At 35.0% G+C, this 13,374-nt stretch carries 12 protein-coding genes; 1 reads left to right on the top strand and 11 read right to left on the bottom strand.

The features are described from left to right. Window positions 1-2: 2 nt before the first annotated feature. The 3 genes from JHL15_RS14195 to JHL15_RS14185 all read right to left on the bottom strand — a co-directional run bounded on the left by JHL15_RS14195 (window position 3) and on the right by JHL15_RS14185 (window position 2,179). Window positions 3-239, bottom strand: a complete 237-nt coding sequence (locus tag JHL15_RS14195; protein WP_200246753.1) for a YtxH domain-containing protein — start codon at window positions 237-239, stop codon at window positions 3-5. Window positions 240-336: 97 nt separating this feature from the next. Next, complete coding sequence (locus tag JHL15_RS14190) at window positions 337-1,179, bottom strand: isoaspartyl peptidase/L-asparaginase (protein WP_200246751.1); 843 nt, start codon at window positions 1,177-1,179, stop codon at window positions 337-339. Between the two features lie 112 nt (window positions 1,180-1,291). Next, entirely contained in the window at window positions 1,292-2,179 is an 888-nt protein-coding gene (locus JHL15_RS14185; protein WP_200249176.1) for a cyanophycinase, read from the bottom strand. Between the two features lie 202 nt (window positions 2,180-2,381). Between JHL15_RS14185 and cphA the strand changes: the two genes are divergently transcribed. After that, complete coding sequence (gene cphA / locus JHL15_RS14180; RefSeq protein ID WP_200246750.1) at window positions 2,382-5,012, top strand: cyanophycin synthetase; 2,631 nt, start codon at window positions 2,382-2,384, stop codon at window positions 5,010-5,012. Window positions 5,013-5,093: 81 nt separating this feature from the next. Here the strand turns inward: cphA and JHL15_RS14175 are convergent, their stop codons facing one another. From JHL15_RS14175 to JHL15_RS14140, 8 genes are all read right to left on the bottom strand, one after another. After that, window positions 5,094-5,567, bottom strand: a complete 474-nt coding sequence (locus JHL15_RS14175; protein ID WP_234047778.1) for a hypothetical protein — start codon at window positions 5,565-5,567, stop codon at window positions 5,094-5,096. Between the two features lie 6 nt (window positions 5,568-5,573). After that, on the bottom strand, window positions 5,574-6,758 hold the full coding sequence (locus tag JHL15_RS14170) for a hypothetical protein (RefSeq protein ID WP_200246749.1): 1,185 nt from the start codon (window positions 6,756-6,758) through the stop codon (window positions 5,574-5,576). A 78-nt stretch (window positions 6,759-6,836) separates the two neighbouring features. Further along, a complete protein-coding gene (locus JHL15_RS14165) occupies window positions 6,837-7,670 on the bottom strand; it encodes a type 1 glutamine amidotransferase (protein ID WP_200246747.1) in 834 nt (277 codons plus the stop codon). Window positions 7,671-7,701: 31 nt separating this feature from the next. After that, window positions 7,702-8,820 carry a carboxylate-amine ligase gene (locus JHL15_RS14160; protein WP_200246746.1) on the bottom strand — a complete coding sequence of 373 codons (1,119 nt, stop codon included), beginning with the start codon at window positions 8,818-8,820 and terminating at the stop codon, window positions 7,702-7,704. Window positions 8,821-8,856: 36 nt separating this feature from the next. Beyond that, window positions 8,857-9,810 (bottom strand): ATP-grasp domain-containing protein, encoded by a 954-nt coding sequence (locus JHL15_RS14155; RefSeq protein ID WP_200246745.1) that lies wholly within the window; start codon window positions 9,808-9,810, stop codon window positions 8,857-8,859. A gap of 52 nt (window positions 9,811-9,862) precedes the next feature. Next, on the bottom strand, window positions 9,863-10,576 hold the full coding sequence (locus JHL15_RS14150; protein WP_200246743.1) for an alpha/beta hydrolase-fold protein: 714 nt from the start codon (window positions 10,574-10,576) through the stop codon (window positions 9,863-9,865). 30 nt (window positions 10,577-10,606) lie between these two features. Next, complete coding sequence (locus JHL15_RS14145; protein ID WP_200246742.1) at window positions 10,607-11,818, bottom strand: ATP-grasp domain-containing protein; 1,212 nt, start codon at window positions 11,816-11,818, stop codon at window positions 10,607-10,609. Window positions 11,819-11,958: 140 nt separating this feature from the next. After that, window positions 11,959-13,374, bottom strand: a complete 1,416-nt coding sequence (locus tag JHL15_RS14140; RefSeq protein ID WP_200246740.1) for a M17 family metallopeptidase — start codon at window positions 13,372-13,374, stop codon at window positions 11,959-11,961.

Below are 13,374 nucleotides of genomic sequence, written 5' to 3'. Positions count from 1 at the left end.
TTTTAACTTAAAGAATCCTGAGCTTTTGTTTTTGCTTCATCTACTTTATCCTGGACTTGTGAAGCTACATCATTTGCCTTTGCCTTAAGATCATTACCCCATTTATTAACATTATCTTTTACATTATTGATCTTATCTTTTACTGCTTGCTGTTCTTCAGGAGTAGATTTTTTATATTTCCAATATGCTAAAGCACCTAAACCTAATAAAGCTAATAATCCGTTTGTCTTATTTCCCATGATTTCTATTTTTTTACAATTAATATTAAAATTTGTTGTTAAGTATCATGTAAAATGCGTGCCAAAAAAAATATTATAGTAATAAAAAAATGTTAAATTAATTAAAAACTTCGAAATTTTCACCATCAAAACTTGCAAAGACCATGGTAGGATAAGAGTCTTGATGATAGACATTTCCGTCTTTATCAATGGCAATAGCACCGGCAAATCCGTCAATTGTTTTTAGCTCTCCAAAAGTTTTATCGAATGCATCTTTTAAATTCATCCCATCAGTAACTCTTGTGACAATTTTTGTTGCCGTTGCATTGCTTACAATATCTTCTCCGACACCCGTACAACTTACTGCGCAGAATGAATTGGCGTAATTTCCGGCAACGGTTGCAGAATCAGAAATTCTTCCCGGAATTTCAAAACCTTTTCCTCCTGTGGAAGTTGCAACAGCTAGCTTTCCATTTTGATCAATGGCAACGCAGCCTACAGTTCCTTTTCCTCCATTGAGAAGCTTGGCTTCATATTCTTTTCTTCTTTGAGGGATTTCTGTTGAGAAATTTTCGAAACCATGTTCTGATGCATATTTTTTCGCACCGCTTCCTCCCAGAACCCGATCATCTTCTTTTATTAAGTCTTTAGCCACAAAAATAGGATTCTTTACATCCTCAATATTGATGACACCACTCAATTTTTGAGTTTCACCATCCATGATGGCGGCACTCATTCTGATGACACCATCACTTTGAATCTGAGAACCAATCCCGGCGTTGAAAAGATCATCATCCTCTAAAAGAGATACGGCATATGCAACAGTATCAAAAGCAGAATGAGACTGAAGAAAGTCAAAAGCCTTCTGTGCTATATTTTTTAATGAATTTTGTTTGGCCACTTTTACTTCATGGCTTTGATCACTTTCGGAGAAAAAACCGCCGTGTATAATTATTTTCATAGTTTGATTAATTGAAAGTTGAAAGTTATAAACTTACAACTATATGAATAATTATCCTTCAAGTTGTATTACATTTTTCAACTCTCCATTTTCAATTTTTCACTCTAAACAACTATTTGTCTTGTGGAATGGGATTAAACTGCGAATTTTCTATCGTTAATGTCTTTGTTGTAAGATCATAATGATCGTTCATGGACATTACGTGTACTGTTAAGTTATCTATTGATATAGGTTCGCCTAAATTGATATTGGTAAGGTTGGTATCTTTAATGAATCTACCATCTACTATAATCACAAGTCCTGAACCGACTGCCGTCATTACGTCATTGTGAATGAAAAGACCAGTGTCCTCTCCTAAACCAATTCCCAATGTTCTTGGATTATTGACAACAGCCTGAAAAAGTCTTCCTATTCTTCCTCTTTGTACAAAATGGGTGTCAATAATTACATTGTCAATTAGACCCAAACCTTGTGTAGTTTTGATTTCTCCTTTTAAAAGTGCTTCAGAACTACTTCCCTGATAAATCATATTTTCAGAGGCTGCAGCAGCTCCTGCTGAAGTCCCGGAATAAATAAAGTCCTGCTCCTGATATTTTAATAGAATGGTATCATGAAATCTTGTTCCACCAAGAATAGAGGTAAGTCTCAGCTGGTCACCACCGGTAAACATTACCACATCCGCTGCATTAGCTCTTGCAACCATTGCATCAGAATTGGCTTCTTCCCGATTATGAATATCAAGAATATTGACATTTTTAGCACCTAAAAACTCAAAAGCCTTTTTATATTCTGTTCCTACAATTTGTGGAATTTGTGAAGCTGTAGTTACTATTTCTATTACAGAGTTCTCTTTTAACTTAGACTCATTAATGATCTTTCTTAAAATACCTCTTTCAAAAAAATTAAGGTTCTTTTCTATATTCTGATCATAATCGGTTTCTGCAAAGCTTCCTTTATTTACAGCACCACCGATAACAATTAATTTTCCAACGGGTTTCATCATAGTATGCAAATGTAAAAAATTATTAATATTCAGAGAAATATCAAATACATATAAATTGATTTTGAGGTTTTTAAGATTGTTAATAATATTTAATTTTTTTTTGAGAAATCTTTAAATTGCCTATGGTTTTGTTTATGCTTTTACATTATCTTTGATTTTAGAAGATGTTATTATTAATCAAGAAAAATGCAAATTGACTATGAAAATTGAGAAGATACAGGCTCTGCGTGGTCCAAATATTTGGAGCATCAGAAGGAAGAAGCTGATACAGATGAGATTGGATCTTGAAGAGATGGAAAATTTTCCTACCAATAAAATAGAAGGGTTCAGAGAACGTATAGAAAAAATGATACCGTCTTTGATTACCCATCGATGTTCGGAAGGAGTAAGAGGTGGTTTTTTTCATAGAGTAGAAACAGGAACCTGGATGGGACACGTTATAGAGCATATTGCTCTGGAAATCCAAACATTAGCAGGAATGGATACCGGCTTTGGAAGAACACGTGAAACGAAAACTCCGGGAGTTTATAATGTTGTATTTGATTATATTGAAGAGAATGCAGGGATATATGCAGCTGAAGAAGCTGTGAAAATTGCTGAGGCCTTGATCGAAGGAAAAGAATATGATATTAATGAATGTGTTCATAGATTAAAAGAGATCAGAGAACGTGTTCGTTTAGGTCCATCTACAGGAAGTATTGTGGAAGAGGCTGTTTCAAGAAAAATTCCTTGGATAAGATTGGGAACTAATTCTTTAGTTCAATTGGGATATGGTATCAATCAACAAAGATTTCAGGCTACAATTACAGGGAAAACTAGTTCTATCGCAGTAGATATTGCTTGTAACAAAGAACTGACAAAAAAGATGCTTCATGATGCAGCAATTCCTGTTCCTATTGGAGATCTGGTAATTGATGAAGAAGGATTAGAAAGAGTTATTAAAAGAATTGGATATCCAATTGTTCTTAAACCTTTAGATGGAAATCATGGAAAAGGCTCATCGATTAATGTAAACGATTGGGAAGGTGCTAAAATTGGCCTGGAGCATGCCCAGAAATATTCCAAGAAGACAATTGTTGAAAAATATATTACAGGATACGACTTCAGGGTTCTTGTAATAGATAATAAAATGGTGGCTGCAGCAAGAAGAGTTCCTGCTCATATTGTAGGTGATGGAGAACTGAATATTGAAAAGCTTATTGAAAAAGAAAATAAAGATCCAAGAAGAGGGTATGGTCATGAAAATGTCTTAACTGAAATTCAGATTGATAAAGATACCCTGGAACTTCTGGAAAAACTAAATTATACATTAGAAACGATCCCTCAAAAAGGAGAGATTGTTTTTCTAAAATCAACGGCAAACCTTTCAACCGGAGGAACCTCAATTGATGTGACCGATATGGTACATCCGGAGAATATTACAATGGCTGAAAGAATTTCGAAGATCATTGGATTGGATGTTTGTGGAATTGATATCATGGCTGAAAACTTAACGCAACCCCTTAAAGAAAGTGGTGGTGCAATAATTGAAGTTAACGCAGCTCCGGGATTCAGAATGCATCTGGCGCCAAGTGAAGGACTTCCAAGAAATGTTGCTGCTCCGGTTGTAGATATGCTTTATCCACCGGGAAAACCATTTACCATTCCTATTATTGCGGTAACAGGAACCAATGGCAAAACAACTACTACAAGACTTATTTCTCATATTGTAAAGAATAACGGTTATAGAGTAGGGTTTACAACATCTGATGGTATTTATATTCAAAATACGATGCTCACAAAAGGAGATACAACAGGCCCACTTTCTGCTGAGTTTGTTTTGAAAGATCCTACTGTAGAGTTTGCTGTGTTGGAAACTGCGAGAGGTGGAATTTTACGTTCTGGTCTTGGATTTTCTCAATGTGATATTGGAGTTTTGACGAATATCAAAGAAGATCATTTGGGAATGAATGATATTCACAATTTAAAAGATCTCACAAAAGTAAAAAGAGTAGTTCTCGACAGCGTAAAGAAAAATGGCTGGAGTGTGATGAATGCTGATGATGAGTATTCAATGCGGATTATTAATGATCTGGATAGCAATATTGCTATTTTTAGTTTGGACGAAAACAATTCATACATCAAAAAATTTGCGAAAGAGGGAAAGATTACCTGTGTATATGAAGAAGGTTTTGTAACCATCAAAAAAGGAGATTGGAAGATCAGAATTGGAAAAGCAAAAGATTTCCCAATTACGATGGAAGGGAAAGCCCGATTTATGATTGCTAACGTTCTGGCAGCAAGTTTGGCATGTTATCTATATGGTTTTGGAATTGAAGATATTTCAAATTCACTAAGAACATTCATTCCAAGTGCACAGCTTACTCCGGGAAGATTGAATATATTTAAGTTTAAAAGTTTTAAAGTACTGATTGATTTTGCTCATAATCCTGATGGTTATGAAGCAATCGAAGATTATCTTAAAAATGTAGAATCTACAAAGAAGATTGGTATTATTTCTGGTGTTGGGGACAGGAGAGATGAAGATATCAGATTATGTGGAAAGATAGCTGGAAGAATGTTTGATTATATCATTATCAGAAACGAAAAGCATCTGAGAGGTAGAAAGGAAGAAGAAATTAACGGACTGATTATAGATGGAATTAACGAGGCAGGAAGAGATGTAAGCTACGAAATCATTCCCAAAGAAATTGAAGCATTGAAGCATGCGATGGGAATGGCAGAAGACGGAACTTTTATTACTGCATTAAGCGATGTGATTTCAAATGCCATAGACCTTGTACAGGAATATCAGGCAAAAGAATTACTGGAAGACGATAAACATTTATAGATATAAAAAACGCGAACTTATTAGTTCGCGTTTCTTTTTTGAATCATCAATTTTGTCCAAATTTGATCTGAAGTTTTTATGTCATATGCTTATCCAGCTCTTTTCAATTTGCCTCATTTTTATCAAATAATAGTATAAAGGGATAAGTTCTAGCCTCAATGTAAAGCTGATCGTAGAACTAACAAAAGGAATGATAACCATCATAATGGTGCAGGATGCAATACCCACTATAGCATCAATTATAGCTGCTTTCGGTGCCCATTCCTGCTCGAACCAAAGTCCGTAAGCAACAATCCCTTTAAGGATCAAAAGAGCACAAATAATAAGTCCCGGTATTGTATACGGATGATTGGCCTGTATTCCATATATCGATAAAGAAACATTGGTTAAAAAAGATCCTGAAATCAACAGTATAGCGGCAGTAGTACCACCAATTAAAAATAACCAGATGAAGATTTTAATCCATACAGGTAATAAATCCCGCCTTCTTGTAAAATTGTTTTTTAGATCAAACTCCTCAAAAGCTGATTCCTGTTCCATAGTATTTTTTGTCATAAATTTTTAATCCTCACCAAAGAAAACATTGGAACTTCCAATCCATATGGCATCTTTCTTATTAAAATCAACATTCACCATTGCAGCTTTAGTCATTCTTCCTAAATTTTCCAATAGAATAGGGCGTTCGTCATTTTCCCGCCAAATATACAATAAACGAATTTCTGCTTTTGAAAATTCACCATTAATATCTTCAAAAATAGGCTCATAGTGTACCTTTCTTTGTAGAATATAATTTTCCTTGTCTTGTATAGCATCCGTTATTTCTCTTGTAGGATTCAAGTTGACTCCACTTCCTGCAAATGAAAATAAGGGTTTTAATACATAGTTCCCAAGGTCTTCGTTTCCCGGAAATTCATGAAGGAAATAACTTTTAGGAACAAACTGATGTTTTAATAAAGGCAAAAGATATTTTGAAATTTTAAAAAACCAATTTGGATGCGTGATCCATTTTACATCAACTTCTTCACGAAAATTGAATTCTGTTTTAAGATCAGGAATCCGGTCTAATTCATCAAAAATTACCCGATTGTAAATCCTTTTGATTGGTATTAAATTACCATTATGTTCGTAGTACAAATTTTTCCCTTCTTTTTTTACTTTAGTAAGGCAAACTGTTTTTATTCCCAATAGCTTCTCCGTAAGAGCAAAATCAATTGCAGTTTTTTGCTGCTCCGGGAAAATTTCCAGCAAGATTACATTTTCAGGATTTTCATCACCTACGATCACTTCTTTTAAGTAGCTTATGAATTGATCATTAGGCATTGGATTTTTGATTTCTGAAAGAAAAGGATAAATCTCACAAAATGTATTTTCAAAAGTTTTTTGAAAAGCATATAGAGAGGGGAAAGCCTGCAATTCTATCAATTGTGGCTCTATTTCTCCATTTTCGCTTCTGCAGATTCCAAAATCAATAGTGAAAAAATGACTATGATCCGTGTCATTCGGAACATTACAATTTTCAGGAACTGCCTTTTGAAGTGTTTCAGTGGGCAAAGCTTTAATCTGATCAATAATACGCTCACTGGCATCAATAAGTTTTTTTTCGAACGTTTTGGTGAGGAACAGTGGGCTTTCAGAAATTCTAAATGCAGGTTCGATACCACTCTTTTGTTTTAATGAAGCTTTAAGTTGATTATATTTTTCGGGTGAAAATTCTTCGTTGAATTGTTTTCTGTATTTTGGGATCATATTCTTTTTCGTTGTGATTTTAAAAAATCGAGCAATTTTGCTCGATTTATATAGTTAGGTTTATTTGTTTATTCTGCTTTAAGCCATTGCACCAGCTCCTTTTAATATGTTCTTTTTTGCATGTTGCAAAAATGTGGGAAGAATTTGTGCTCTTGTCAAAACAATTTTATCCTCATCGTCAATTCTGTCCAATGTTTCAAGATATTTTTCCATTCCGAAGTTCTCAATCATAGCCTCCTTGTTTTTTTCATCTTTTAGATTTTCGATCATACTTGCAGGATCTGCTTCAGGATGAAACTGAGTGCCAAAGATCTCTTCTGAAAAACGGATAGCCATTATTGCTCTCTCCAGATTAATATGTGGGCGGAACTTCTCAATCGCAACGATTTTCATTCCTAATTCTTCAAAACGATTATGATCAGGTTCAATAAACTGATAAGCTCTTGAATCTACTCCATAAAAAGGATTTAAAAGATTCTTAAATAAGAATTCATTTTCACCATCTTCTGTTTTATGAATGGGCATCACTCCAAATGAATAGGATTTTCTTGGACACACATTTCCCAGATTCCAATGAATACTAGCTAATTGAAAAGAATGGCAAATCAGAAATAAGTATTTTTTGTCTTCTTTATGTTTGTTATGGTCATATACAGAATCTAAAAAGTCTGCATATCTCGTTTCCCATTCTAGTCCTTCTCTGTGTGGATTCCCCGGACCTCCGGATGATATAAAAATATCAAATTCTTCGATATTGGGGATTTCATCCTTGTATCTTACATCAAACACACTAATACTCACATTTTCCTCAGAATTTCGCTTAAAGGTTTCAGAGATTTCTTTAATATTTCTAAATCCTTGATTTACATGGTTGTTATTCATGTCCAGCAACGCGATTCTAATATCTTTCATACATCATATTTTTGCAAAGTTACCAAAAATATCATGAAATGGTTTCGCCGTGAGTAATGCCATATTCTGTTTCTGAAATCATATAATCTACCACTTTCGTAAGATCACCAGTCTCTCTGAAAATTTGAAGTTGTCTGTCTGCGCCAGTTCCGTTCTCCAGAATTTTCCATGCATATTCTACTTCATTTCGGCATCCCAGATCATCTACAACGTCGTCAATAAATTCAAGCAATTCTTTTAACAGATCAGGATAAGGAACAGATTCTTCCTTACCAAAATCGATCAGGTGGGCATCAATTCCACTTTTAGAGGCACGCCATTTATTTTCGTTAAGTAATAATCTTCTATAGCTTCTGAAGCTTAAGTTTTGCTGATGAAGTTTATAAATTTTTGCGACCAGACTTTGCATGATCGCTGCCAGACAAACGGTTTCATCTATTCTCAAAGGCATGTCGCAAATTCTAAACTCAATAGTAGGGTAGAATGGATGTACACGAAGATCCCACCAGATCTTTTTAGCATTATCAATTGTTCCCGTTTTTACTAGTAGATCTACATAACTATCAAATTCAGCCAGTGAGTTAAAGTAGCTTGGAATTCCGGTTCTCGGAAATTTCACAAAGATCTCTTGTCTATAAGACTTAAAACCCGTATTCCTTCCAATCCAGAAAGGAGAATTAGTAGACAACGCATAGACATGGGGAAGAAAATACCGCATCACATTTTGAATTCGTACTCCTTCCTCCCGGTTAGGAATTCCAATATGGACATGAAGCCCGAATATTAGATTTTCTCTCGCTACATCACCCATATCATCTACAATCTTTACATAGCGTTCCCCTTGGTTTATCGGATTATCTGACCAGTGTGAAAAAGGATGTGTTCCTCCTCCTGCTACACGAAGCCCTTGTTCGTGAGCAATATTGATCAGATGTCTTCTCAGATTCGTAAGTTCCGTTCTTGCATCCTGGATATTCTGACAAATGCCTGTTTCCATTTCAATCATGGACTCGTGCATTTCGTGTTTTAAATTTTCACTTAAAACAGCTTTTCCACCTTCAATAATTTTGGAAACGTGAGAGACAAGATCTCTGCTTTCAACATCAATGATCTGATATTCTTCTTCGATTCCTATAGTAAACTGGTGCATCTCCTTTCGTGTTTTTTTATTTTCTCTTTCAATGATTTATCTTACTGAATCTTTTACAAAACTTCCCCAGGAAATATTAGGTTTTCCTGGAATATATTCTTTAGCCTTTTCGATGGAAAATTTAGCTGCATGTTCTACAATCCATGCGAAATTTTCTTCTCCAACCGAATTTCTGTCAGCATCAGGAGCTGGATTACAGAAATCAATAGCATAAGGAATTCCATCTCTTACGGCGAATTCTACAGTATTAAAATCATATCCTAAAGCCTTGTTCATTGTAATGGTATAGTCATGGATGGTTTTTAACAATTTTTCTAATTCTTCTCCATCAGTCTGATGTGTGGTTGCATATCTTAAATGAGGTTCATTTCTAGGCTCATAAGGCATAATATGCACATATTTTTTTCCCAGACAATATACCCTGTAATAATCATCGAAAATAATTTCTTCCTGAACCATCATTACAAGTTGTTCTGTTTCACCCAACTTATTCCATAAGTCTTCCGGATTATCCACCCTGTATACATTTCTCCATCCGCCACCATCATGAGGTTTCATATATGCGGGAAAACCCACATAATCGAATATGTACTCCCAATCATGAGGGAATTTTAGATTTCTGAATGATGTTTCCGAAGTATTTGTCGGCCTTTCATGTGATGGTAGCAAAACCGTTTTAGGAAGAGGGATTCCCAGTTTTGTCATTAGTGCATTATTGAAGAATTTTTCGTCAGCACTCCACCAAAAAGGATTATTAATGACATAAGTTCCATTCAATGCTGCATTTTTTAGATAAGCTCTGTAAAAAGGGACATCATGAGAAATTCTGTCTATAATAACAGCATAACCATAATCAGCACCCTGTTCCAGCTTATCAATATGAACAGGTTCTGCTATAATCTCTCCACCTCCCAATTCATTTACTTTATCGATGAACGCCCAGGGAAATGTGTCTTCCATACCAAATAGAATTCCCACTTTTTTTGCCATAATTCTTGTTTTTAGTGTTTTTAAATTAATGAGTAATATCCAGAACTGATTTTCAGGAGAAAAATGAACTTATAAATGTTGGGAATACCATTCTCCACAATGCCCAATCATGATTGATCCATTTTCTTTCATCGTACCAATAATCAATACCTTTTGATTTTAAAATTTCAGCCATCTCCAGATTTTTATCTTTGCAGATATCCTGATCGGAGGTGCTTAGTACAATATGCATATGTTTGTACTTCCATGCTTCGTCATTTTTTATAAATTCTCTCGGACAGTTGTAATACACTAAGTCATCAGAATATCCATCCATGAAATTTCGAATAGTAAATGCTCCGGAAAGACAGAATAAATGCGATATTACATCAGGAAACCGGAATGCAAAATTAGCGGCATGATATCCTCCGAAACTAGCCCCCGCTATAGCCACTCTGTGTAGCTTATGAAGCTTCTGAATGTAAGGAACAAATTCCTGAATGAGAAACTGAACATACCTCTCATAATTTTTTATTCTCTGTTGTGGTGAAATTGCGTTATCATAAAAACTCCAGCTGTCAATTGTCTGAAGATTATAAAGTTTTACTTTTCCTTGTTCCACAAACCAATTGATACTTCCATTAAGATGAAAATCATGATTTTGAGTGTATAGCCCTTGGGAAGTCGGAAACATAATAATAGGATATCCGTAATGGCCTGTTACTTCCACTTTAATACTCATTCCCAATATGTGTGAGTAATAATCGGTGTGTTCTATATGTGGCATTGTAGAATAATTAAATTTATAATTGATGATCTAGCTCATTAATTTATCTTTCGGAGGTAAAATATTGAGCATATGGGTATTTATTTTCTCCGCAGCCGTATCCAACCTTTCCTGAACAACATCGGCATTTTCTGATTTGTAAACAATTCCCACATGATAGTCTATAGGAAGGTACTTTACAATTTCGTCACATTCGAAATCCCCATAATCGGGATGCTGATCCTTTATTAAGGCAATAATTAATCCTGAATAATATTCTGCAGGTCTTGCTACCGTATAATCTTTAGCTCTTAAAAGAGCATCTTCAATTTTTGCCCATTCTCTCCAAATATTGATGTTGCTGGAAGCCTCAACCAAATCAGGAATATGAGCACCACCTACTCTTGATGATGTTTCAAGGAAATACCATTTCCCATCTTCCTTATTCCTGATAAACTCAGTATGGGTGGCTCCGTTAAGTAACCCAAAGCTGGAGAGAAGCTTTGTATTTACCTCATCGAGTGCTTTAAATTCCTCTGAAAGTCTTCCAAGGGTTTTTGTTCGAAAAACACCACCTTCATGTGAAACCTGCATTGGAGGTGCCAGATATTTAGATGCTGATGTGAAAACAACCTCTTTGTTGAAAGTTAAACTATCTACATGATAAACATCTCCCGGCTTAAAGCTTTCCAGTAAAAAGAGATGGCGTTCTTCTCCTAATGCATTCAAGGCTTCCCAAAGCTGTTCTTTATTTAAGATTTTTTTGATCCCTGACGCAGAAGCTTCTGAGCGTGGTTTTAAAACCCATGGAGCAGGTACATTTTCAATAAATGTATTCACTTCATCATTATTAAAAACGGGAGTGAATTCTGGAACATTAATACCTGAATCTTTTGCTTTCTGTCTCATAGCAAGTTTATCCCTGAAATATCGATGGGTAGTCTGTCCCATTCCCGGAATACGGAACGTTTCTCTTATCAATGCTGCCTTTTCTACATCATAATCATCAAGAGCAACTACTGCATCAATCTTTCGGGTCTGCATCAAATGGGAGAAACCCTGGATCAAATGATCAAGATTCCAAACAGAAGGTTTGAGTTCGGGCATATAAAATACCTCATCAATGGCGTGCCACGGCCAGTTTTTTTCTTTGATGTTTTCGGATGTAATCAAGATTATTTTATTACCGAGCTTCTTCATTTCGTCCATGAAATCATAGCCCTTGTAATAGCACGAAATACATACTATGCTTTTCTCCTCCATACAGTGTTTTTTAAATTTTGATAGATTATCAAAAATAAAAGCAAAAATTTATTGATTAATTAATATTAAAAATAACGCATTGCTGAGATTTTGAAAATCTTAAATCAATTATACAGAGAAATTTTGTAATAAACTAATTTTTAGTGATAATTTTCGATTAAATCGGCCAGTAATTGCACTCCAAAGCCGGTTGCTGCTTTTTCTTTAGCATAGCCAACGCTTCCAAATGCTACACCTGCAATATCTAAATGGGCCCACTTAGGGTGATCTTCTATAAATTGTTCTAAAAATTTTGCAGCAATAATACAATCTCCAATCGGTTTCATAGAGATGTTTTTTAAGTCTGCTACATCAGATTGAATATCATCTTTCCAAATATCCCATAAAGGAAGATTCCATAATCTTTGGTTGGTTTTATCTCCGGTTTTTAATAGGAGATCTCTTAGATCTTTGTCATTAGAAAATAATGCCCCACAGGTATCACCAAACATCCTTACTGAACTTCCGGTTAATGTTGCCAGATCAATGAGGAGATCGGTTTTGTAGTTTTTTGCAAGATAAGAAAGGGAATCAGCTAAGATCATCCTTCCTTCTGCATCTGTATTTAATACCTCAATGGTTTTTCCGTTATAAGCAGTAATCACATCACTTGGAAGAAAAGCATTTTCAGAAATAGCATTATCTGTAATGGGTAAAATAACGATAAGGTTTACAGGAAGCTGCATTTCTGAAGCATAAATTAAGGTTCCCAAAACAGCTGTTGCTCCACCCATATCAGATTTCATATAATGCAGATTCTGGTGATCCTTTAAGGAGATTCCTCCTGTATCGAATAATACACATTTACCAATTAAACCAATGGTCTTAGCATTTTTAACGGTTGTTTTATATTCAAGAATTGTGAAAGCTGCATCATAAGCACTCCCTTGGTTAACGGATAAATACGCTCCAAGGCCTAGTTCTTCGCATTTCTTTCTGTTGAATACTGTGTATTTTAACTGATATTCTTTTGCTAGATTTTTAAGGTATGAACTTAGAGCATTCGGTTTCTTAAGATTGGCTGGTTTGTTTAGCCATTCCTGGCAGGCTGTCTGCCCATTCGTTAATGCAATCGTTCGGTGACCGATAGAATCCAGTTTTTTCTGGCCTATATTTTCGAAATGAATTTCAAACTTGGTATTCCAGAATGGATGGCTTTTATCGAAAGGATAATGGTAGGTTCCAACGAGTAGCCCTTTTACAAATTCTTCAAACTGTTTTTGATCTATAAAATCTCCTAATAGTAAAGTAGGAACAGCTTTTAGGTTTTTCTTTTGGGCTTGTGAAAACTTTACAGCAACCTGTTGGATCTCAAAATTCTGAGCGGATGATTTTCCTAAACCGATAAAGTAATGAATTCCTTCTTCTGTAGTATTAATAAAAATCTCATACTTCTTTCCCGTGAAAAAAGTCGAAATATTTTTATTGAAATTTTTACTGGTTTTAGCCCATTCTTCTTCTGTAAATAACTGGAAGATCTGAGTATAGCTTTTATTTTTTTTATTGATTAATTTCAT

Source organism: Chryseobacterium paridis, assembly GCF_016595215.1.
GTDB lineage: Bacteria > Bacteroidota > Bacteroidia > Flavobacteriales > Weeksellaceae > Chryseobacterium > Chryseobacterium paridis.
Note: the sequence above shows the minus strand (reverse complement) of the source record. Positions and strands in the feature narration are given on the sequence as shown.